This is a genomic window from Novosphingobium sp. BW1, assembly GCF_008107685.1.
Taxonomy (GTDB): Bacteria; Pseudomonadota; Alphaproteobacteria; order Sphingomonadales; family Sphingomonadaceae; genus Novosphingobium.
Map to the genome: position 1 here is coordinate 1 of NZ_VIRF01000060.1, position 20,355 is coordinate 20,355.

A 20,355-nucleotide genomic window follows, 5' to 3' on the forward strand; every position below is an offset into this window, starting at 1 on the left:
CACCTGGCCGAGATCGCGTTTGCGGTGGCCCCCGGTGCGCATGCTGTCGTGCTGATGGATCAGGCCGGTTGGCACATGACCGGCAAGCTCAAGGTGCCCGCCAACATCAGCATCGTCGCGCTGCCGGTCAAATGCCCCGAGTTGAACCCGGTAGAGAACCTCTGGCCGTTCATGCGCGATAATTGGTTCTCCAACCGCATCTCTACCTCTCCCGACAACATCCTCGACCATTGCTGCCAGCCCTGGAACAAGCTCGTTGATCAGCCTTGGCGCATCATGACCATCGGCCGCCGCAAATGGGCCCGTAGGTTTTGATCAATGCAGGTTGGTATTACTCATCCCCGCCCATTAACTGACTGGATTCGCGAACGGAATCCTTCCCTCATTTGCGCAACAAAGCCTCGCGCATGTCGTCTATCGCGGCGGGGTCAGAACGTGATCTAACGGCACCCGTCACGGCGGCGTTTGACGACTGCCTTGCGAGAGAGCGCGAGCGAGAGGCTCGATCTGATCCTCGGGAATGCGCCTTGCGATGACCGGCATGGGCAACTGAGACTTGTGGAGGTCGATGACGGTTTTGTCCCCCTGCCAGGCCCGCAGGCGATCGGCAAGGTAGTCCGCCCGCTGTCCGGCCAGGATCGGCGCGGTCTTGCCCGGCGCGTGGCAGCGCGCGCAGGCAGGCAGCTGCCGAGCGCGATCCCCTCCTTTTACCAGAGGATGCGCGGTGTCGAGCGGCGTATCGTGCAGTCCGGGCAGCTGCGCATAATGCGTTGCCAGAGCCTGCATCTCGCTGTCGGTGAGCGTGGCCGCGGCCACCTGCATCGGACCGCTGTGACGCACTCCCGACGCGTAGCGGCGCAGCGCAGTGTAGAGATGGGCGCGCTTCTGGCCTGCGATGATGGGGATGTCGGGTTGGCCGTGGCCAAGGCCATCGCTCCCGTGGCATCCGGCGCATTGGCGGACGAGGGGGGGAGATATTGCGACGTCCGAAGTGGCCATGCTCAGTTGGGCGTAACGGCCCGCGTCCATCGTCGGCAGCTGGCGCAGAAAGCCGACCATGCGGCGCACCTCGTCGGGGCGATCCTGTGTCGGCCAAGCCGGCATGCCGGTATATTTCACCCCGTGTGTGACGATCCAGAACAGTTCGCGGTCGGAATAATGCGTAACTGTCCGGGCCAGATCGGGAGCGTGGGGCGTGGCGCTTTGCATGGCGGGGGAGGGGGCCTCGCCGGGGGCTCCGTGACAGACCTGACAGGCCTGCCGAAAGTGCCCTGCAGCGCTAGTGAGCGCATCATCGTCGCGCACGTGCTCGGGGGTCTGAAACGCCGAATAGGTGCGTGCCGAATTCTGCATCGTCCAATGCAGGAACCACTCGGTCACGGCCCAGTGGCCCGTTGTCGCGGCTAGCGGGAAGAGGCCCGACCAGGCGAAGAGCAGGCCTGCGGCGGCAAGCGCTGCAAGGCTGGCAAGGACGCGTTTCCAGGTAAGGCGCAGGGTCATGCGGTCTCCTTGGGGCCAGCGCGCAGAAGGGTTAAAAGGAGGGCAAGGCCCCCGATCAGATAGCTGGCGCCGCCGACTAGCAGCATCACCACACCGCCCAGCTGCTGGTCACTCAAGGCATCGAGACCGAAGGGCCCAGATCCGCAGATGTAAAGCGGGCGCGGTGCCAAGCCGATGAGAACGCCCAGCAGCGTCATATGCATGGAGGTCAGCAGGAGGGCGCCGATCCCGGCGGCGCGCGCCTGCACGTTCAGTGCCGCACACCACAAGAGCGTGCCGGCTGCCAGAAAACTCGCCTGCTCCAGTACGGCCACCACCAGCGAGCTGTCCGCCAGGGCGCGCAGCAGCGGCAGGTGCCAACCCCAGACCGTCATCAGTTCGAGCAGCATCATTGGCAGCGGCGCAACGATACCGGAGTGTCTGCGGGCAGGATCGATGCCGCTTCCCGTCAGGCCCCAGGCGAGCAGCGGCGCGGCTATGGCGACGGCCAGCATGTGGCCGGCCATGTGCCCGGTCATGCCCCACCGCGAGGCGAGGACACCCAGCGGGACCAGCGCAAGGCCAAGCCCAAGTGGCGCGCGCTTCATGTGCAATCCCGCAGAAAGACGACGGGGAGCGCGGTGAAGAGCACCCCCACGGCGCTGAGCGCGGCCAGAAGCAGCGTCGCCGTGGCGAGGAAGCGCAAGCGGTCGATCCGGGTGCTCTCTTCGTGGGGAGGCGGATCGCCGGGCGTGCGCGCCTGATGCCAGGCAACCCAGCCCGCTAGCGCGATGACCGCCAGCGCCAGAACTGTCCCGCCAATGTAGAGCCAGGGCATCGTCGCGAAGTGGCCGGTCTTGGCGCAGGAAATCGCCGCCCACAGGTAGGAGAACAGGAAGTGCGCGGCCCAGGCCGTGGGCGGCACGATCAGAACCCACAAGGTGATGCGCAGGCGATGCCGCCACCCGCTCGGCGTGGGATCGGACATCACGACACCTCCGGAAACAGGCCGATGGTCGCGTAGGTGACGACGACGCTCAGCACGAAGAAATGCATGAAGAGGGCGACATTGCGGATGTCGGCGTCGTGCTGCACGGTCATGCGCCCGGCAAGCCCGCGCGCAAGGGCGTAGGCCTGCATGATCACCGCGAGCCCGGCGTGAGCAACTGTCCAGATGGTCAGCGTCCATACGATGGCGGGATAGGAATGGGCCTCGGGGTCCAGCCCTGAAAGCCAGGGCCCGGCGAGCCCGGCAAGTCCGCTGCCCACTGCGGTGAGCATCGCGGCTGTCAACAGCACGGCCATCACGCCTGTTCTCCCCCGGCTGTTGGCGCTGCGGGCCGCAAGAGTGAGAAGCCAGCTTGCCACCCCCAGTGCCAGCGCCACCATCGGCCACAACCAGCCCGGCCTATCGGCCAGCGCCATGGGTGGAAACGTCTCGTGGCGGGTCCAGAAGAAGTAGTAGCCAAAGACCAAACCAGAAAACGCGGTCGCGTCGGCCATCATGGTGATGAACATTGCCCACCAACCCGGAGAACTGCGGCCCGAGATGTAGAGCGGCAGTTCGAGGCCATGGCCGATGGGCTTGGAGGGCTTTTCCGGGATCTCGGCGGTGCCCGTCCACAGCCACCAGACCACGCAGCCCAGCGTCAGCAAGGCGCCCAGCAGCGCAATGCCGTAGAGATGATAGGTCGTCAGGATGAACACCGAGCCGAGCGCGAAGGCCGTCAGCATCGGCACCCAGGCCGGGGTGCCAAGACGGATCACGGCAAGGGGCCTGGCGTCGATCACGCTGGTCACGATGGTCTCGCGCCGGCCTTCCTCGGCATCGGGAAGGAAATAGCGGCCCTCGTCCACTTTTCGCATGAAATCGGGCTGGTCCCAGATCGGGTAGCGGCTCTCGATGAGGGGAATGGAGCGGATGCCCCAGTGCTCGTCCTGCGGGTGGGCCAGCCATTCGAGGGTGCCCGCATGCCAGGGGTTGCGCGCGGCAAGCGGGCGACGCGGGCTCAGGCACATGTCGAGGCAGATCACCGCGACGCCCGAGGCGAACAGGAAGGCGCCGGCTGTGGAGGCCATGTTGAGGTCGCCCAGCCCCAGTTCCTCCGGATAGGTGAAGACCCGGCGCGGCATGCCCATGAGGCCAGAGAGGTGCATCGGGAAGAAGCACAGGTTCACGCCTGCAAACAGGATCCAGAAGGCGATGCGTCCCAGCCTGTCGGACAACTTCTTTCCGGTGATCAGCGGCCAGTAGTAATAGAGCCCTGCAAACAGCGGCAGCAGCGTTCCCCCGATAAGGACGTAATGCAGGTGGGCGACGACGAAGTAGGTGTCGTGGGCCTGCCAGTCGAAGGGGGCGACCGCCACCATCACGCCGGTCAGCCCGCCGATGACGAAGACGCCAAGGCTCCCCGTCGCATAGAGGAGCGGCGTCGACCAGGTCACCCGGCCCGCCCACAAGGTGGCGATGAACACGAAGATCTGCACCGCTGTTGGAATGGCGACCGCCTCGGAAGCCGCCGAGAAGAAACCGAGGCTGATCTTGGGCAGGCCCGTGGTGAACATGTGGTGGACCCACAGCCCGAACGAGAGGAACGCGGTGCCGACCGCTGCCAGCACGATCCAGGGATAGCCCAGTAGGTGGCGCCGCGCGAAGGTGGGCACGAGCATCGCGAAAAGCGCAATGGAGGGCAGGAAGACGATGTAGACCTCCGGATGACCGAAGATCCAGAAAAGGTGCTGCCACAGCAGCGGATCGCCCCCGCGCGTGGCATCGAAGAAGGGCCAGTTGAGGAGCCGTTCCATCTCGAACAGGACATCGCCCGCAATGAGCGGCGGGAAGGCGAACAGGATCATTACGGCAACGACCAGGATATACCAGGCGTAGAGGGGCATGAGGTTGAGGCGCATGCCCGGTGGGCGGCACTTGAGCACGCCCACGATCAGCTCCACCGCCGCCGCGATCGAGGAGACTTCGATGAAGGAGAGGCCCAGCATCCAGATATCCGCGCCAAGCCCCGAAAGGTCAGTTCGGGTGGTGAGCGGGGGGTACATGAACCAGCCCCCGTCGGGCGCTGCGTTGAACAGGATCGAGCCCCCCACGAAGATGCCGCCGAGAAGAAACGACCAGTAGCCGAAGGCCGAAAGGCGCGGGAAGGGCAAGTCGCGCGCGCCCAGCAGCTGGGGCAGGAGGATGATCGAAACCGCCTCGAACATCGGCACGGCGAACAGGAACATCATCATCGAGCCGTGCAGCGTGAAGAGCTGGTTGAATGTGGCCGGACCGACCAGATCGTTTTCCGGCACGGCCAGTTGCGCGCGCATGAGAAGCCCGAGGACGCCTGCAAAAAGCATGAACACGAACCCGGTCAGGACGTACCACGCCCCCACGGCGTCGTTGTTGCAGTCCGTCCACTTGAGGAAGATGCCCTTGGGAGCGGCCCAGACGGCACGCAGGCGTTCCTCCTGGGCGCGGCGCAGGGCCGGATCGTCCTGATCGTGGAGGCTCATTCGCGGCCTTTCAGGTAGCGGGCGATGGCCATGGCCTCTTCGCGCGAGAGATCAGAGTATGTCGGCATTCGCGCGCCAGGCTTGAGGTCCTGCGGCGCACGGATAAAGGCGGCGGTGTTGGCCAGCGAGGGCTCCTGCGTGCCCGCGCCAAGACTCCGGCGGTGCGCATAGCGGGTAAGATCAGGGCCGATCTGGCCTGTATGTTGGGTCCCCCGGATGGCGTGGCAGGCGCCGCAGCCCTCGTCCGCAAAGAGGCGTGCTCCTCGCCTGTCCGTGGGGGAAGCGGCTGTACCCGTCCGTTGCTCGGCCAGCCAGGAGTCGAAGGCGGAAGGCTCCATTGCGACGACCTCGAAAGCCATGAGTGCATGGGCAAGCCCGCACAGTTCAGCGCAAACCCCACGGTATCGGCCCGGCTTGGTGGCCTTGACGACAAGCCGGTTGTCGCGGCCGGGGATCATGTCCATCTTGCCCGCAAGGCCCGGTATCCAGAAGCTGTGGACGACATCGTGCGCAGCCAGCGTGAAAACCACGGTGCGCCCGGTCGGGATCCGGATCTCGTTGGCATCGATGAGGCGCCCTTGCGTGTCTTGCGGATCGTAGATGACCCGCCACCAGAACTGTTCGCCCTCGACTCGGATCTCCAGATCGCCCGGCGCACTGTCCATCGGCCGCATGGCAGGGAGGGCGTAAAGGAGGAGACCGGTCAGCAGCACGGTCGGCACGATCGCGCCCATCCAGAGTACCAGCTTCATGCCGCCTGTGTGGCTGAGGCTGCCTTCGGGTGCCCGTACCGCCCGAAAATAGAGCGCAAAAGTGATCGCAGCGAGGCCGAGTGCGACCAAGGCCATGACCAGCGTGAGCGTGCGCGTCTCCCCGGCCTCCACGCCGAAAGGGGCCAGTGCGGACTGGTGGGTATTGCAGGCCGTGGCCAGCAGGCAAGCCGGCAGGATCGCGTAGCGCACAGAAAGCCCCTTGCTATGGACTGGGCGAAACGTTCCGCACGCGCATTTGTTCGGGGTTCGTGCGCGGCAAAAGTATTTCAAAGTGTGTCCGGGCCACGACCAGGCAACGCCGGTACGCGTTCGGCCATTCCTCTTGCTCGCAGGAAGAGGATGCGCAGATGGCTGATTGGATACGCGATTTCGTGGCGGAGGGAGGCTATCCCGCCATCGCGCTCCTTATGTTCCTGGAGAACGTCTTCCCGCCCATTCCTTCTGAGATCATCATGCCGCTGGCGGGAGCGGAGGCGGCGAACGGAAAGCTTGCCATCGTCGGCGTGGTCCTGGCTGGCAGCATCGGATCCCTGGCGGGTGCGCTGCTGTGGTACGCTCTGGCCCGCTGGCTGGGTGGGAAGCGGCTGAAGGCCTGGTCGGCGAAACATGGGCGATGGACGACGTTGTCGGTCCAGGACATCGAATGGGCCGAGCGCCTCTTTTACAAGTTCGGCACCCCACTGGTCTTTGGCGGGCGCCTTGTGCCCACAGTGCGTACGCTCGTTGCCATTCCTGCGGGGATTTTCGCCATGCCGCTTGTGCGCTTCGTGCCTCTGACGCTGGCGGGCACGCTCTTCTGGGAGGGCGGGCTTGCCTATGCTGGCTATGCGCTTGGAGAGGAGTACCGCAAGGTGCAGGATTATCTCAACCCCGCAACCACTGGGATCCTCCTTGGCCTTCTGGGCTATTACATCTACCGCCTTGTCACCTTCAAACACTGAAGGAGCGCGGCTGTCCTGTCGCGGTCGGTCTCACCTATCGTACGGGCACCAGGCGCCGCTTCTCAGTCACGTCGATCTCGACCACGCGCCCTTCGTGAACGGTCAGCGAGACACTGCCGAACTCAAGGCCGCTGAGCGCCTCGCGCACGCTCGCCTGGCTGGTTTCAAGTGTATGGTCAGATGTACCGGCGGGAGTGATATGCGACGGGGCCGTCATGACGCGACTACGTCCAGTCCGTGAATGATGTGAAAGCGGCGCGGACGGATATGGACTGTGTCGCCCGCGACTGGCTGAGAGCGACGCCCGTGGGCATCGAACTCGATGAGCCCTGCAAGCTCCTCGCTGTGTGCCTCAATCCGCCAGATGCCGCCCTTGCGAAAGACATTCGCGACCTGCACTCGATGTCCCACGTCGCCCGACGTCTCGATGTCGTGTACGCGTACCAAGTGCCCACCGGGGAGGCACGTGCTTTCGCCCACGAAACGGGCGTCGAAGGGGCTGGCTGGCGCCATGTAAATCTCCTCAGGTGAGCCGACCTGCTCGATCCGGCCACCCTCCATCACCATCACACGGTCCGCCAGTTCAAGTGCCTCTTCCTGGTCATGGGTGAGGAATATCGTGGTCAGGCCTGTCCGGCGTCAGCGCCCATGGCACAGATTAGGGGTTGAGATTTAAGGAGGGTTTGGGCTTCGTCGTAGTGCTGAAGGAACGAAAATGAAGCCCAAACTCTCCTCGCGAAAAACGCCAACCAAGACCTCAGCCGAAGCCGTGGTGAAGGACATCCGCCGACAGACGCGGCGACATTTCTCGGCCGAGGACAAGATCCGTATCGTGCTCGACGGACTGCGCGGCGAAGACAGTATTGCCGAGCTATGTCGGCGTGAAGGCACCGCCCAGAGCCTCTACTACACCTGGTCGACGGAGTTCATGGAAGGCCGGCAAGCGCCGGCTCGCGGGCGACACCGCTCGTGCTGCAACCACGGGCAAGGTCCAGGATCTGCGCCGCGAAGCACGGGCACTCAAGGAATGCGTGGCCGATCTGACGTTGGAAAACCGCCTGCTGAAAAAAGCATGATCGCGGATGGGGGCGACGACGAATGAGGTACCCCGCCGCAGAAAAGCTCGAGATCATCAGCCCGGCCTACATCGTGATCAAGGCCGCTGAGCAGTTCCATACGAAGACCACCCGGCCAACCGAGATGTGGCAGACGGACTTCACCTACTTCAAGATCATTGGGTGGGGCTGGATGTACCTGTCGACCGTGCTCGACGACTTCTCGCACGACATCATTGCCTGGAAACTGTGCACCAACATGCGGGCCGAAGACGTGACCGAGACGCTGGACCTCGCCCTCAAGGCATCGGGCTGCGACTGCGCCACGGTGCTGCACGAGCCCCGGCTCCTATCCGACAACGGTCCCAGCTACATCGCGGGTGAACTTGCCGAGTACATCGAGGCTCAGCACATGAGCCAGGTCCGTGGCGCCCCGTTGCATCCGCAAACGCAGGGCCAGATCGAGCGCTGGCACCAGACCTTGAAGAACCGCATCCTGCTGGAACATTACTTCCTGCCCGGCGACCTTGAAGCCCCGATCGAGGCGTTCGTGGAGCACTACAATCACCAGCGCTACCACGAGTGCCTGAACACCGTGCCCCCCGCTGCCGCCTACTTCGGCAGAGCGCTCGCCATCATCAAGCGCCGCGAAACCATCACGCGAAAGACCATCGAACATCGCCGCTTGCTTCACCGCAAGCTTGCCGCCTAACATCAAACCTCAGATGAGGCTCGCTCTCCGGAAATCCACGGCCCAATCTGTGCCAAATGTCTCGACGACGGACAGATAGGGCGCGACCAGGCCCACCAGTTCGATTTCATGCGTAGACATCGCCATTTCCATCCATTCCGACAGTAGGAGGCAAGGGCTGGGGGCGGTTTCAGGCGGCGCAGCGCCTGCGTGTACGATCCATCAGTTCGGCGCCGAAAAGGCGGGCATCGGTGATCGCATCGTAGCCACTGATGATGAATTTGGAGAAACCCAGTTCATGGTATTCGGCCAGCGCTTGGGCAACCTGGTCATGGCTGCCCACCAGGCATCCCAGCGCAGGACGTCCGGTCGGGACGCGGGTAATGCCCGCCCAGAGCCGACCGGCCAGGGCATCGCGGGTGCACTCTTCCTTGGCGCGTGCGATGGTGGTCGCCCGGGTTTCGCCGGGCAGGGGCGCAAAGCGGCCGTTGTCGACGACTTCGGCGATCAGTTGATCCTGCATGGCGTGCGCGCGCTCCCAGGCCTGGGCCTCGGTATCCGCGCATAGGACCCTGAGTGAGGTGAGCAGTTCCATCGGTCGTCCCTGCCGCTTTGCGCGTTCGCGCACGTCCTGGGCCGGTGCGCGCAGCGCCTCGGCCGCGAAGCCGGGAAAGGCGTAGACATCCGCCACGCGCGATCCGTAGTCGAGCGAGGCTTCGGAGCTGCCCCCCCAGAAGATCGGTATCGTGCCAGCACTCGCGGGGCGAACCTGCGGGCGCACATGGGCAAAGCCGTTCTCGATGGTGTAGAACTCGCCCGCGTGATCGAACGGCGCCGGGCTCGTCCAGGCCTTGCGCATCACTTCGACGTATTCATGGCTACGCCGGTAGCGTTGCTCCTTGGTCGTGTAGTCGCCGTCTGCCTTCACTTCCTCATCGTCGCCTCCGGTGATGATGTGGACACCGCAACGCCCATTGCTCATGCGGTCGAGTATCGCAAACATGCGCGCGGCCATTGTCGGGGCAATGAAGCCGGGGCGATGCGCGAGCATGAAGCCCAGCTTCGAGGTCGCCGCGGCAGCCCAGGTGGCGATGGGCAGGCTGTCGGGCCGGTGCGCGGAATTGGCGATGAGCACGCGGGCAAACCCGGCCTCTTCATGCGCCCGTGCGCAGTCTTCCACGAATTGCGTATCGACGTCCTCGTAGGACGTCGGGCGAATTTCGGAATAGTCGTTCCAATGCAGGATGCCGAAGAATTCGATCATGGAGTGTCCGTTTCGTGGATCGTTGCGAGGTGGTGCCTCAACGCTCGGCAGGCTCGGCCGCACGGGGCGTGACCGGGGTCACGTCGGCCAGAAAGGCGTCGATCAGGTTGCCGAAGCGTTCGGGCACTTCCAGCGGGGGATAGTGTCCAACATCGCGAAGAAGCAGGGTGGAAACAGGCGCGTTCACCAGAGTGGCGGCAAGTTCGCGCGAGGCGGCTACCGGCAGCACCGCGTCGCGCGTGCCCCAGATCAGGAGGACCGGAACCTGGATCGCGGCGAGGGCCTGTGCGGTTGCCGGGGCATCGTCGAGCGCTTCGACGATCGCGAGCCGGTCGGGGAAAGGCGGACGGCGGTTCATGTCGTAGTATTCATCGACGATGGCATCGGACGCGCGCTCGGGTTCGCCGGTATAGAAATCGAAATAGGCGCGCCAGTAGGAGCGGGGACGGAAGATCTTGCTCTTGCGGCCCGTGGCGGGCGTCGAGCGCGCCAGTTCGCGGGCCAGCGCGGCGCTCAGTTCCATGCCCTTGCCGTCGGCGCGCCCGATGGGCGTGTTCGAAAGTACCAGCCTGTCCACCTTGTCCGGATTGCGGGCGGCGAAATAGAAGGAAATCGCGCCACCGCTTGAAACGCCCACGAGGTTGGCGCGCGACACGTTCAGGTGATCGAGCAGGGCTTCGAGAACCAGGACGGGGTAGAGGGGCTGGTTGTACAGCGCTTCGGGGGGCGGGCTGGAAAGACCCATGCCGGGCACGTCCCAGGCAATGACGCGATAGTGCTGGCTCAGCGTATCGATCATGGCCGCGTAGGTGCGCAGCGAGGAACTCGACCCATGCGATAGAACGAGCACGGGGCCTTTGCCGACATCAATATAGTGCACCTGCGTGTCCAGCAGCGTGGCGTAGCGTGTGCGCGGCATAGCGTACTTTTCCCGCAACTGCGTGAGGGTGATTGTCGGTAAGTCGGATGCGGGCTCTGTCGCGGCGCGTACAGGTACACTGGAGACGAGGCTGGGAAGGAGAAGCGAAAGCGCCACGGCCAGGAAGCCGCGCAAAACAAGGTTGGTCACGTGCAGGCCTCCCGTGTGCCGACAGGTGGAGAACCGCCCGCCAGGCGGCGTTCCGGAGCGGTCAGGAACCAGTCGATGTCGCGTCCGGCTCGCGGGGCTTCGCGCGGCAGGAAGTGGCCCGCGCCCGGATACCCGATCAGGAGGGGCGCACTCGGCGATACCGTGGTGGCGACCTTGCAGCCGATGGAAAGCGGCAGCATGGTTCCCGCATCGCCCCACATCACCAGCGTGGGCACGGTGACCGATGCAAGCTGCTCGGCTGTCGATTTCGATTTGGTTCCGTATTCCTCGGCCTCGAAACGCAGCGCATCGGTGAAGGTCTTCAGGTTACGTTCGTTGCCGGGCTTGCGGTGCATGTCGTAGCTTTCTTGGATGAATGCGTCCGTCAGCACCGCGCGGTTGGCAATCAGCCGGTCGAACAGGTAGCGGTAGAACGCCTTGGGCCGGTAGATCGGCTTGAACACGTTGCTTTCCAGGAACCGGAACGAGGCTGATGTCTTGGGGCGCATTTCCGGGGGCAGTGGGACGAGGGGGGCATTGGCCAGGATCAGGGCGCGGACCTGATCGGGGTGGGCCAGCGAATAGCGCATAGCGATGGCGCTGCCCGTGGAAATGCCGCCCATCGCGAATGGCCCAAGCTTTTCGCGTTCCACGAGCCGTTCGATCAGTTGTTCCACCCGTTGCGGGCTATAACGCCCGGAAGGGTCGGGACCAGACAGGCCGTAGGGCGGCATGTCGATGCGGATGACCCGGTGGTGGCGGGCGAGATCGCGGGCCCAGTCGTCCCAGATGCGCAGGGACTGGTAGTGGCCATGGACAAGCAGCACGACAGGGCCGGTGCCCCTTTCGTCGACGTGCAGTTGGACGCCGTCCAGCGTAACATAGCGCGAATGGGATGTTTCATACCGCGCCCGCAGGTCCTTGAGCGGAATGGAAAAGGCGCCAAGGCGCGCGGACACGGCAAACGCGGCACCGGCAAGGACGAGCAGGAGCACGATGGCTCCTGCGACGCGAGGCAGTTTTTTCAGCATGGCATCGGCGGGCCCTTTGCCGCGCCCTTTGCTGCGATTGTCTTCGCCGCGTCGGGAATGCGGCGCTGTCGTGTCGGTGTCATGCGCGCAGTATGGTCGGCAAAGAAGCCTCGCGCCCAATCGAAATGCGCGCCGCTGCTATGCGGCACGCGCATGGCTGGAATAGGGGGGCGCCGGTTCGGGCGCGCTCTCGGCAAAGACCTTGCGCAGATGCGCGGTCACGACCCGCAGGGCTCCGCTCATCTGGGTGCGGCGCCGGGTGATGAGGCACAGCTGCGTGCCCACTTCGGGGACGTCGCAGTCGATGGCCCGCAAGGTTCCGTTGGCGAGGTCCTCGGTCAGTTCGTTGCGGTTCATCAGGCCGATCAGATCCGCTTCCAGCAGGAACTTGCGCAACATCGTGGGAGAGGAACTGCGCACGCGGATGTTGTGCTCCTCCTCGACCAGGCCGAGCAACCGGCGATAGAATGCCTCGGCGTTCGGTTGGTGGAAGATGGCCCAGGGAAGACTTGCGAGGGTGCGGGCCGAGATGCGCTCCCGACGATGCACGGGATGCTGCGAGCGTGCCACCAGGATCATCGGGATGTCGGTGATCGGGCGAAAATCAAGGTCGCCGGTATCCAGGTCGGACCGGCGCGCTTCGATCAGCGCGTCCAGTTCGCCGCGTCGCAACTTGGCGAACTGGATGTCGGGCACATCGTACTCGATCGAGAGGGTGATGTTCTGCTCGGAGACCGCCAGGCCGGCAAAGACGGCGGCCAGCCGCTCGTCGGACGCGGTCGAGCCGATCCCGATGCGCACGTGGCCCAGCCCTCCTGCGCGCATGGCGCCCACATCGTCCAGCGCCTGTTCCATGCCATGCACGATCGAGCGGGCATGGTCGGCAAGAAGCTGTCCGTAACGGGTGGGGCGTACGCCGCGATGCCCGCGCTCGAACAGCTCCACCCCGAGAATGTCCTCCAGAGTCTTGATGCTGCGCGACAAGGTCGGCTGGGTAATGTTCTGCGCACTCGAGGCCAGTGTCATCGAGCCGGTGTCCACGGCGGCAAGGAAATGTCTGAGCTGGCGTAACTGCATGCTTTTCCTCCAGTCATTCATTGTTTGCATGGAAGAGGGCGTTGTTTCGATTATTCGAGCCAGTCAGCCCACGATAGTCTCCGCCTGTCAGACAGCGGATGCGGGTTTTCTTCCGCGCAAGTTCAGCTTGCTCCTGCTCTGGCGGCGCATCGCATTCGGTATCTTCCGGCATGAATAGAGAGGGCAAGACTTGGCTCCAGAACCACCTGTCGCGCGTAGCAAGCAGATAGGATGGGCCGTTGGATCGGCCGGGAGTACGACGATCCTCTACGTGCTCAACGTTATCCTGATGTACTACATGGTCACCGCGCTCGGCCTCGATCCGGTCGTGGCCGGGGGCTTCATGCTCGCCGGGCGGGTCTACGATGCGGTCATCGATCTGCTGGTCGGCCATGGCAGCGATGCGACCCGCAGCCGTTGGGGGCGCCGTCGTCCATGGATGGCCGCCGGAGCCGTGCTCAGCGCACTCGGCATGGCGATGCTGTTTTCGGGCGTTTACGGACAAGGGCCAGCGGGCAACGCCTTTCTCATCTGCGGCCTGCTCCTGACATTTACCGGGTATTCCACCTTTTCCATTCCGGCCTCTGCGATGCCCGCTGAAATTACGCGCAGCGCCGAGGTGCGCACCAGCCTGATGGCCTGGCGCACGTTCTTTATCCAGCTGGCCTCGCTGGCCGGTGGGGCTCTAGCGCCGGCGATGATTGCCTGGGGCGGAAGCTCGTTGGGGGCCTTCGCGCTCATGGGTTATACCATGGCCGCGTTTGTCTTCGTGACCATGGCCACCTCCGTCGTCGCGGTGAGAGGACTTCCCGAAGGCGACCTGACGCGCGAGCCGTCCCAGCCGGGGCTTCGCCATGGCCTTTCAGGGTTTCGGCAGCTTTTTTCCAACCGGCCCTTCCTCGTGCTGCTTTGCGTCAAGTTCTGCGGCTTCGTCGGATCCGCCGCGATCGGTGCGACCGGCCTGTTCTTCATGCGCGATATCCTCGGGCGGGGCGAGGTCGGCATGGCGCAGTTCGCGCTTGTCAGTGGCATCCTGGGCACTTTGAGCGTGCCGCTTTGGCGCTGGCTCGCGCGCGGGGCGAGCAAGCCGGCGATCTGCGCCGCAGCGCTTGGCCTTTCGTGTGCGACAAGCGCCAGCTGGCTTCTGGCCAGCGCGCAAGAGCACGACCTGGTGTTCCTCGCGCGGAGCGCAATGGCTGGCTTCGCGACGACGGGAAGCCTCCTGATGACGCTTTCGATGCTGCCCGACACCATTGCCCATGGGGTCGTGCGCAGCGGTCAGCGCAAGGAGGGTTTATACGCCGCATTCTTCGAATTCTTCCAGAAGGCGGCCTTTGCAATTGCGCCGTTTCTTGTTGGCTATCTCCTGCAGGCGAACGGCTATCGTTCCGGCCCTGGCGCCGTGCAGGACGCTGCCGCTCTTGAGGCAGTGCGTCTGTCCATGGCGTTGATCCCGGCTGTGGCACAGGGGCTCGGCATCGTCCTGATCCTGCTTTTTTATAGACTCCCGGACCCTGGCCAGAGTGTGTCCGGTAACGAGGCCCTGCTCGCATGACCATCGAGATTATCGGAACCTTCAACCACCGTGATTCCTCGGAGACGCGGCCGCGTTCGATGGGCGAAATCGAACCCGACTTCATTGCCCGGCTCGCGCAGGGGATGGAAGAGGCAGGATTTGATCGGGTGTTGATCGCGCAGGCAGCGAGCTGGCCTGACGGGATCGTCTTTGCCACGCATCTGGCCGGGCTGACGCAGCGTCTCAAGTTCATGATCGCGCATCGCCCCGGCTTCATCGCGCCGACCATGGCCGCGCGCATGTTCGCAACGCTCGACCGATTGAGCGGGGGGCGAGTGGGCGTCCACATCATTTCCGCGCCCAACGATGTCGAGACCCAGGCTGACGGGGATTTCATGACACGTGATCGCCGCCATGAACGCAGCGCGGAATATATTCCCTTGCTGCGCCGAACCTGGAGCGGGGAGCGTTTCGATCATGATGGCGAACACTTTCGTCTGCGCGGTGCCCAGTCGCTGGTTACCCCGCAGGGGAGCACTTCGCTGCCGATTTTCTTTGGCGGTCAGTCCGAGAAGGCGCTGCAGGTCGCCGGGGCGCATGCCGATGTCTACGCGATGGGGATTGACCGGCGCGATGCCATCGCCGCTCTGATCGATCAGGTGCGCGCCGCGGCCCGGGCAACGCCGGGGCGCACCCACGCGCCCGATTTCTGCCTGTCGACGCGGATTATCCTGGGCCGGACGGAGGCCGAAGCGTGGGAAAAGGCGCAGGCTATCCTCAAGGACGTGGTGGCAGGGGTTGAGAAGACCCGTCGCGAAGGCACCGATGTGGGGGCGCTGGGCAAGAATGTCCTGGCCGAACAGCGTGCCCGCGAGGGGGACGTGCTCGATGATCGGCTCTGGGTGGGTATCGCCCGCGCCACCGATTTCCAGAAGGCGGCAAGTGCCCTCGTAGGCACGCCGGACACGGTCGCTCAGGCGCTCGAGCGCTACCACGAAATGGGCGTGAATCGCTTTCTCTTGAGTGGCTTCGATCCGCTCGAGGACAACGCGCAGATGGGGGAGCATCTCTTCCCGCGTCTGCGCCAATTCGATCGCTGTACGTCCTAGGGGGGCGCACACGAATTCAAGAATAAAACATGGGGATGAAGTGTGACTACAAAGTTCAGGGTAAAAGCATTCAAGTTTGGTCTGGGCGGCAGCCTCGTGGCTCTGGCGCTTGCGGTGCCGCACCTCGCGCAGGCGCAGGGTGCGGACACCGCCCCTCCTGCGCCCGAGAGCGCATCGGCCGACAAGGGGGCGGGCAATGCCATCGTCGTGACTGCCCGTCGCCGTGAGGAAAGCCTGCTGGAGACGCCCGTCACGCTGAGCGTGATGACCGATGAGAATCTGGCGAAGTTGAACGTCAACAACGTGCTGGACCTCCAGGCCTTCACGCCTGGCCTCTTTGCCCAGCAGACGGCATCTGGCCGCACCGACCGCAGCCGTACGGTGCTGTACATCCGCAATATCAAGGACACGCTCAATCCGACTGTCTCCGTCTTCCTGGACGGTGCGCCTGTCAATGCCGACCTGCTCAACAACCTGGGCAGCGACGTAGCCCGCATCGAAGTGCTCAAAGGGCCGCAGAGCGCTGCGTTTGGCCGCCAGTCCTTTGCAGGCGCAATGAACATTGTCACCAGCGATCCCGGCAATGACCTTCATTTCAGTTTCGATGGCAAGGTCGGGGCTTACGATCTCGTAGACGTGCGTGGCAGCATCGAGACGCCGATCATCAAGGACGTGATGGCGCTGCGTGTGACGGCACGTCGCTATAGCTATGGCGGGCAGTACACCAACAGCTTCGATGGCAGCGCGCTGGGCGAGCAGAGCACGCGCTCGATCAACGGTACGCTCCTCATCACGCCGGCCTCCAATTTCAAGATCAAGGCCTTCGGCATGCTGCTTGAGGACAAGGACGGGCCCGGTTCGGGCGCGTTCGCGAGCCAGCAGCCCAGCAATCTGTTCAACTGCAATGCGGGCGGTTCGGCAGATGGTTCGAACAACTGGTTCTGTGGCCAGATCCCGCTGATCAAGGCCGCCGACATTGGCCAGAACCCGGCAACACCTGCCTTCGGTGACCAGGTCGTGAACAACTCGCTGGGGGTGATCGATCCCATTTTCACGCCGTTCACTACGCTTCCGGGCATGGAGCGGCGCGAATACGTCACCAACCTGATCGTCGACTGGACGCTGCCTGGCACGGATATCACCTTGTCGTCGTTGACCGGCTACAACAAGACCCGCAACCAGGTGAACCAGGATCTTGATGGGCGCGACACCAGCATGCTGCCCAACACCACGACACCCGCCATTCCCGGCTTCGTGGGTGACCCGTACATCAACTACCCCGATATGGTGATGGGCAGCGACGAGAACTTCAGCCAGGAGTTCCGCGTTACCTCCGGCTCCAACCAGCCATTGCGCTGGATGATCGGCGTCAACTACTTCAAGCTGGACAACCGCAGCTATGTGGCAGGCATGTTCCCGAACCTGGTTGTCCCCTTCACCGACGGTTCGCTCAATACGCTGGTCGACAAGAGCGTGTTCGGCTCGCTTTCGTACGATATTACCGAGGAACTGACGCTCAACCTTGAGGGGCGTTACATCGAGGAAGAGCTGACTACCTACTTCCGCGATCCCGAGACGATCCGCGACCGCGGCAAGTACAAGCGCTTCGTACCGCGCGTCTCGTTCCAATACCAGTTCGATCCCGACATGATGGCCTATGCCACCTATTCCAAGGGCATGAACAAGGGCGGCTTCAACCTTTCGGTGCTCCCGCTTACCGATGCGCAGCGCGCATACCTGGCCGAGCAGGTGGACGTCACCAACATCTACAAGCCGGCCTCGCTCGACAACTACGAAGTGGGCTTCAAGGGGACGCTGTTCGATGCTCTGACGCTCAGCGCCGCAGTGTTCTATGCCAAATGGAAGGACCAGGCGATCAGCAACTCGCTGCAGGTCCCCAATTCGGTGGAAGGTGCCAGCGACATCGGCGTGTCGGTCACCCAGAACACCGGACGCTCCACCGTCAAGGGCGCCGAAATCGAGGGGAACCTGCGTGCAAGCGACAACCTGACCTTCGACTTCAACGCGGGATACAGCAAGGTCACGCTGGACACGGATATCCCCTGCGCATCGTGCGTCGCGATTTCGGGGAACGACACCGTATATGCCGGTGCGATCAATCCGGCAGGTCCCGTTTTCTCCAGTAACGTGGGCGCCGAATACGGCTTTGCAGTGAGCGATGACTACCGCTGGTTCGTGCGCGCCGACTACGCCCATCGCAGCCGGGTCTATCTGACTTACGAGAATCTCGCCTGGATCGGGGATCAGGACACGGTCAATCTGCGCACGGGCCTGACCGGCGAGAACATGTCCTTGCAGCTTTACGTCAACAACGTGTTCGACAATCGTACGTACGGCGCAGCGCAGGCCACCACCAGTCTGCTGGGAGGCAATGGTGTCGCCCTGTCGATGCCGACAAAGCGCGAAGGTGGCGTTCGCCTGCGCTTCGGCTTCTAAACGGAAGGTGGGGCTCGCCTGACCCGCGGACATGTCAGGACCTGCATTCGGCGACGTTCCTTGGCTTTCGAGGAATAAGGCCGGATGCAGGTCTTCACGTGCCAAGGGGCGAGTCTGTTGCGGCGTAACGCCAGCCCTCCCGCGCATTCGGAAATACCGCGTTATGACAACTCAACGCCATATGACCCAATTGGCAACGCTGCCACTCGTCGCCTACAGCGCGATGACACTGGGGCCGTCGATCTTCCAGTTGGTCATCAACGTCATGCTTCCGCAGCTCTATGCCAAGGAGTTGGGGCTGGCTTTCGCCAAACTGGGTATCGCGCTTCTGGCGATCCGCATTATCGATTCCGTCTTGGACCAGGTTGCAGGCATTCTGTCGGACTGGACGCGTCACAGGCTGGGCTCGCGCAAGATCTGGATTGCCTTGGGCATGGCCTTGATGCTGGGAGCATGCTTCAAGCTTTTCATCCCTCCTGCCGATGTCGACATCTTCTACTTCGTGGCCTGGCGGGTGGTCTACGACATCGGCTGGACGCTGTTTCACGTGAGCTACACTGCCTGGGGGGCGGAACTCAGCACCAACTACGAGGACCGCTCGCGCATCGCGGGCTATTCTGGGATCGCGACGAATCTGGGCGTCGTACTCAAAAGCGTCGCGCCGATTGTCCTGTTCTGGGCAGGGCTGACGCAAAGTTCGGCGTTCACCATGGAATCGTTCACCTACCTCTACTGGATTGCGCTACCTGTTATCTCGCTGATCACGCTGGTCACGGTCCTCAAGACTCCGCCCGGCCCCGAGGTCTCGCGCAAGTCGACCGATCTGAAGGGGCTGTTTCGCTCGGTCCGCTGCAATCCCCCTTTCTGGATATATATCACCAGTTTTCTGGTCACGGCCCTGGGGCAAGGCATCACCGGGCTGCTGTTCACGTTCTATGACAGCTACCTCCAGCTGGGGCCGTTCTATCCCTACCTCATGACCGGCTTCGGGGTGATTACGGTGCTTTCGATCCCGCTGTGGATACGCATCTCGAACCGGGTCGGAAAGCACCGGGCCTATGCGGCTTCGGCGTTCATCGCAGCCTTGTCGCTGCAGGCGTTCTGGCTGATCGATCCGGTCCAGAATTCGCAGGTTCAGGTCGCCATGTATGGCGGCGTCGTGCTGCTGCTGGTGTCCTTTTCTACCTCCTGCGCCTTTGTTGCTCCGGCGGCGATCCTTGCCGATGTCGTTGACTACGCTACCTGGCGGACAGGGGTGGCGCGTGCAGGCTCCTATTTTGCCTTCTATTCCCTGGTGACGAAGATCGCCATGGCCGTGGGCAACGGGTTCGGTTTCCTGCTTCTGGGCGCCTTTGGCTACGAAGTCGGGGCAGGTGCGGTGAACGATGCCTCGGCCACGTTCGGCCTCATGTTTACGGTCCTGTTGCTTCCCGGCGGGTTGATGATAGCAGGTGGTCTCATCATTCTGCGCTTCCCGCTCACCGCGCGGAGGCACGCCATTCTTCAGCGCCGCATCGCACGGCTTCAGGCGGCGCTCTAGACCGGGAAGCCATGCGTCTTTTACGCCGGATATTTCTTTCACGTTCTTACTCAGGGGCATCCAAACAATCATGATCGACATGCATCGTGTGGTCGTATTCTTTCACATCCTGCTTTTTGTGTACTGGCTCGGCGCCGACCTCGGGGTACTTCTCAACGGGGTTATCGGTAACCGGGGGCGCATTTCGGATTCGGGGCGTGCAGCCTTGCGCGAAGCGGCCGACTGGGTCGACATGGGGCCACGGACCTGCATGGTGCTGATGGTCGCGGTGGGCCTGACGCTGGCGCGCGCCTGGGGCTTTCCGCTCAGCGCCGGCGAACTGGCGGGCGTCTGGATACTCGATCTGGTCTGGCTGGGGCTGGTCTGGGGGCTGTTCCTGCGGCGCGGCACACCCCTGGCCAAGAAGCTGTTCTGGGCCGATCTTGCTCTGCGCGTGATCGTCACCGTGGTGTTCCTGGGCCTTGGCATCTCGAGTTTCCTGCTCGGTTCGCCTGTGGAACTGGGCTGGCTCGCGGCCAAGCTCGTGCTGTTCGGTACGCTTGTTCTGCTGGGGGTCATTATCCGCATCCTAATCCTGAGTGGAGCGCTGGCTCCGCCCAAGGCTGGAAAGGCCGCCGATGGCAGCTATATCCCGCGCCCCTTCTGGGATCCGCTGCGCATTACGGTTCTGACAATCTGGGCGCTGGTGGCTGTCATGGCATTCCTGGGCACGGTAAAGCCGTTCTGAGGTCGCAGTGGGGTAGGAGGCTCGCCCAACAGGCAGCGGAAAAAGGCGCTTTCCTGGAGGTGGCATTGTTGATTCCAGAATTGCGTAGAGTGATGTTGAAGGGATCGGGATGCGCG

18 protein-coding genes and 1 pseudogene are annotated in these 20,355 nt (G+C 63.4%); 8 read left to right on the plus strand and 11 right to left on the minus strand.

What is annotated here, in order from left to right:
- A partial coding sequence (locus FMM79_RS07005; protein WP_205466528.1) for a transposase occupies positions 1-315 on the plus strand: 315 nt, incomplete at its 5' end.
- A 138-nt stretch (positions 316-453) separates the two neighbouring features.
- Here the strand turns inward: FMM79_RS07005 and FMM79_RS07010 are convergent.
- Genes FMM79_RS07010 through FMM79_RS07030 form a run of 5 tightly spaced genes read right to left on the minus strand, consistent with a single transcriptional unit; the run spans position 454 to position 5,951 of the window.
- The gene (locus FMM79_RS07010; protein ID WP_148626815.1) at positions 454-1,500 is read right to left on the minus strand and encodes a c-type cytochrome; all 1,047 of its coding nucleotides are present in this window, start codon (positions 1,498-1,500) and stop codon (positions 454-456) included.
- Positions 1,497-2,087 carry a cytochrome c oxidase assembly protein gene (locus FMM79_RS07015; RefSeq protein WP_148626816.1) on the minus strand — a complete coding sequence of 197 codons (591 nt, stop codon included), beginning with the start codon at positions 2,085-2,087 and terminating at the stop codon, positions 1,497-1,499. Before FMM79_RS07015 ends, FMM79_RS07010 begins: the two co-directional genes overlap by 4 nt.
- A complete protein-coding gene (locus FMM79_RS07020) occupies positions 2,084-2,467 on the minus strand; it encodes a hypothetical protein (RefSeq protein WP_148626817.1) in 384 nt (127 codons plus the stop codon). The genes FMM79_RS07015 and FMM79_RS07020 overlap by 4 nt, the downstream gene beginning before the upstream one ends.
- A complete protein-coding gene (locus FMM79_RS07025) occupies positions 2,467-4,989 on the minus strand; it encodes a cbb3-type cytochrome c oxidase subunit I (RefSeq protein WP_148626818.1) in 2,523 nt (840 codons plus the stop codon). The genes FMM79_RS07020 and FMM79_RS07025 overlap by 1 nt, the downstream gene beginning before the upstream one ends.
- Complete coding sequence (locus tag FMM79_RS07030; protein ID WP_240339036.1) at positions 4,986-5,951, minus strand: cytochrome c oxidase subunit II; 966 nt, start codon at positions 5,949-5,951, stop codon at positions 4,986-4,988. Before FMM79_RS07030 ends, FMM79_RS07025 begins: the two co-directional genes overlap by 4 nt.
- A gap of 158 nt (positions 5,952-6,109) precedes the next feature.
- On the opposite strand from FMM79_RS07030, the gene FMM79_RS07035 reads away from it, so the two are divergent.
- Positions 6,110-6,703 (plus strand): DedA family protein, encoded by a 594-nt coding sequence (locus tag FMM79_RS07035; protein ID WP_148626819.1) that lies wholly within the window; start codon positions 6,110-6,112, stop codon positions 6,701-6,703.
- 34 nt (positions 6,704-6,737) lie between these two features.
- On the opposite strand, the gene FMM79_RS07040 is transcribed toward FMM79_RS07035, so the two are convergent.
- Positions 6,738-6,920 carry a YezD family protein gene (locus FMM79_RS07040; RefSeq protein ID WP_148626820.1) on the minus strand — a complete coding sequence of 61 codons (183 nt, stop codon included), beginning with the start codon at positions 6,918-6,920 and terminating at the stop codon, positions 6,738-6,740.
- A complete protein-coding gene (locus tag FMM79_RS21590; RefSeq protein WP_205466530.1) occupies positions 6,917-7,270 on the minus strand; it encodes a hypothetical protein in 354 nt (117 codons plus the stop codon). The genes FMM79_RS07040 and FMM79_RS21590 overlap by 4 nt, the downstream gene beginning before the upstream one ends.
- A gap of 148 nt (positions 7,271-7,418) precedes the next feature.
- Between FMM79_RS21590 and FMM79_RS07050 the strand changes: the two are divergent.
- Positions 7,419-8,470, plus strand: a pseudogene (locus FMM79_RS07050) (DDE-type integrase/transposase/recombinase).
- Between the two features lie 169 nt (positions 8,471-8,639).
- Here FMM79_RS07050 and FMM79_RS07055 read toward each other — a convergent pair.
- The 4 genes from FMM79_RS07055 to FMM79_RS07070 form a co-directional block, all read right to left on the minus strand.
- On the minus strand, positions 8,640-9,713 hold the full coding sequence (locus FMM79_RS07055; protein WP_148626821.1) for an LLM class flavin-dependent oxidoreductase: 1,074 nt from the start codon (positions 9,711-9,713) through the stop codon (positions 8,640-8,642).
- 37 nt (positions 9,714-9,750) lie between these two features.
- Complete coding sequence (locus FMM79_RS07060) at positions 9,751-10,782, minus strand: alpha/beta fold hydrolase (protein ID WP_148626822.1); 1,032 nt, start codon at positions 10,780-10,782, stop codon at positions 9,751-9,753.
- Entirely contained in the window at positions 10,779-11,813 is a 1,035-nt protein-coding gene (locus tag FMM79_RS07065; protein ID WP_148626823.1) for an alpha/beta fold hydrolase, read from the minus strand. Before FMM79_RS07065 ends, FMM79_RS07060 begins: the two co-directional genes overlap by 4 nt.
- A 138-nt stretch (positions 11,814-11,951) precedes the next feature.
- A complete protein-coding gene (locus tag FMM79_RS07070; protein WP_148626824.1) occupies positions 11,952-12,890 on the minus strand; it encodes a LysR family transcriptional regulator in 939 nt (312 codons plus the stop codon).
- A 190-nt stretch (positions 12,891-13,080) separates the two neighbouring features.
- On the opposite strand from FMM79_RS07070, the gene FMM79_RS07075 reads away from it, so the two are divergent.
- The 5 genes from FMM79_RS07075 to FMM79_RS07095 all read left to right on the plus strand — a co-directional run bounded on the left by FMM79_RS07075 (position 13,081) and on the right by FMM79_RS07095 (position 20,239).
- Positions 13,081-14,445: an MFS transporter gene (locus FMM79_RS07075; protein ID WP_240339037.1), complete on the plus strand. Its 1,365-nt coding sequence runs from the start codon at positions 13,081-13,083 to the stop codon at positions 14,443-14,445.
- The gene (locus FMM79_RS07080; RefSeq protein ID WP_148626825.1) at positions 14,442-15,515 is read left to right on the plus strand and encodes an LLM class flavin-dependent oxidoreductase; all 1,074 of its coding nucleotides are present in this window, start codon (positions 14,442-14,444) and stop codon (positions 15,513-15,515) included. The genes FMM79_RS07075 and FMM79_RS07080 overlap by 4 nt, the downstream gene beginning before the upstream one ends.
- Before the next feature lie 42 nt (positions 15,516-15,557).
- Positions 15,558-17,972, plus strand: coding sequence for a TonB-dependent receptor (locus FMM79_RS07085; RefSeq protein WP_148626826.1), 2,415 nt, complete (start codon positions 15,558-15,560; stop codon positions 17,970-17,972).
- Positions 17,973-18,135: 163 nt separating this feature from the next.
- Entirely contained in the window at positions 18,136-19,512 is a 1,377-nt protein-coding gene (locus tag FMM79_RS07090; RefSeq protein ID WP_162528455.1) for an MFS transporter, read from the plus strand.
- A 70-nt stretch (positions 19,513-19,582) separates the two neighbouring features.
- Complete coding sequence (locus FMM79_RS07095) at positions 19,583-20,239, plus strand: hypothetical protein (RefSeq protein WP_148626828.1); 657 nt, start codon at positions 19,583-19,585, stop codon at positions 20,237-20,239.
- Positions 20,240-20,355: the final 116 nt, after the last annotated feature.

Excerpts from the sequence above, each read along its gene's own strand:
- FMM79_RS07010 (WP_148626815.1), bottom strand. The coding sequence starts at position 1,500 with ATGACCCTGCGCCTTACCTGGAAACGCGTCCTTGCCAGCCTTGCAGCG.
- FMM79_RS07090 (WP_162528455.1), top strand. The coding sequence starts at position 18,136 with ATGACAACTCAACGCCATATGACCCAATTGGCAACGCTGCCACTCGTC.
- FMM79_RS07025 (WP_148626818.1), bottom strand. The coding sequence starts at position 4,989 with ATGAGCCTCCACGATCAGGACGATCCGGCCCTGCGCCGCGCCCAGGAG.
- FMM79_RS07015 (WP_148626816.1), bottom strand. The coding sequence starts at position 2,087 with ATGAAGCGCGCGCCACTTGGGCTTGGCCTTGCGCTGGTCCCGCTGGGT.
- FMM79_RS07065 (WP_148626823.1), bottom strand. The coding sequence starts at position 11,813 with ATGCTGAAAAAACTGCCTCGCGTCGCAGGAGCCATCGTGCTCCTGCTC.
- FMM79_RS07055 (WP_148626821.1), bottom strand. The coding sequence starts at position 9,713 with ATGATCGAATTCTTCGGCATCCTGCATTGGAACGACTATTCCGAAATT.
- FMM79_RS21590 (WP_205466530.1), bottom strand. The coding sequence starts at position 7,270 with ATGGTGATGGAGGGTGGCCGGATCGAGCAGGTCGGCTCACCTGAGGAG.
- FMM79_RS07080 (WP_148626825.1), top strand. The coding sequence starts at position 14,442 with ATGACCATCGAGATTATCGGAACCTTCAACCACCGTGATTCCTCGGAG.
- FMM79_RS07070 (WP_148626824.1), bottom strand. The coding sequence starts at position 12,890 with ATGCAGTTACGCCAGCTCAGACATTTCCTTGCCGCCGTGGACACCGGC.
- FMM79_RS07095 (WP_148626828.1), top strand. The coding sequence starts at position 19,583 with ATGATCGACATGCATCGTGTGGTCGTATTCTTTCACATCCTGCTTTTT.
- FMM79_RS07020 (WP_148626817.1), bottom strand. The coding sequence starts at position 2,467 with ATGTCCGATCCCACGCCGAGCGGGTGGCGGCATCGCCTGCGCATCACC.
- FMM79_RS07040 (WP_148626820.1), bottom strand. The coding sequence starts at position 6,920 with ATGACGGCCCCGTCGCATATCACTCCCGCCGGTACATCTGACCATACA.
- FMM79_RS07035 (WP_148626819.1), top strand. The coding sequence starts at position 6,110 with ATGGCTGATTGGATACGCGATTTCGTGGCGGAGGGAGGCTATCCCGCC.